2 protein-coding genes are annotated in these 873 nt (G+C 62.1%); both read left to right on the forward strand.

The window, feature by feature from the left end:
• A partial coding sequence (locus tag IVB36_RS39575) for a transposase (RefSeq protein WP_247336378.1) occupies positions 1-425 on the forward strand: 425 nt, incomplete at its 5' end.
• Positions 422-775 carry an IS66 family insertion sequence element accessory protein TnpB gene (gene tnpB / locus IVB36_RS39580; RefSeq protein WP_007601228.1) on the forward strand — a complete coding sequence of 118 codons (354 nt, stop codon included), beginning with the start codon at positions 422-424 and terminating at the stop codon, positions 773-775. The genes IVB36_RS39575 and tnpB, both read left to right, overlap by 4 nt.
• Positions 776-873 lie beyond the last annotated feature (98 nt).

Consider the following 873-nt stretch of genomic DNA (forward strand, 5'->3'; position numbering starts at 1 on the left):
GGATGGGATTGGACAGCAAAAAGGACGTCCATTTGGACGGCTCAACGAGGCGATCGGTGAGCCGGCTGGAGGTTCTTGAAGGACCATCGGGGCGCCGCGTACGTTCGGAAGCTGAGAGAGCTCGGATCGTCGCCGAGAGTCTGTTACCCGGTGCCCAGGTGTCCGAGGTGGCGCGCAAGCACGGAGCGACGCGCTGGCAAATCTACGATTGGCGGCGGCGGTTTCGACAGCGAGGCATGTTGTCGCCGCGCGAGGTATCGCAGCCGACATTCGCGCCGCTAGTCGTGGAAGGTGCGTTGGAGGAGCGTCAGGTTCCGGCGATCAAGCTTGAGATCGCGATCGGCGATGTCGTGCTGCGGACGGACACAGCCATAGATGGCGAGCAGCTGTCCCGTGTGATCCGCGCGATGCGAGCGTCACGATGATCGCGGCCGGTGCCGATCTGAAGATTTACATCGCGACGCGGCCGATCGACTTCCGCTGTGGCCACGATGGGCTTGCGGCGAAGGTGCAGGAGATGCTTCGTCTCGACCCGTTCAGCGGCGCAGCCTTCGTGTTCCGATCGAAACGAGCGGACCGGATCAAGATTTTGGTCTGGGATCGAACGGGTCTGGTGTTGGTGCACAAGCGTCTTGAAGGTTGCAAGTTCGTTTGGCCAACGATCGCAGACGGCGTGATACGGATATCGCCGGCGATGTTCGCAGCCCTGTTCGAGGGGCTGGATTGGAGGTTGGTCCGCCCGGAAGAAGCGCGGCGTCCCCAGGCGGCTGGATAACTGCGGCAGAATGACTCGGAAGCTATTTTGAATGTGGCACGCGCGGCGGCGATGTGCTCGAAATAGCGCATGAGCATCGCGGCGCTGCGCGACGAAAA

It is taken from the genome of Bradyrhizobium sp. 35 (assembly GCF_023073215.1).
GTDB classification, from domain to species: Bacteria; Pseudomonadota; Alphaproteobacteria; order Rhizobiales; family Xanthobacteraceae; genus Bradyrhizobium; species Bradyrhizobium canariense_D.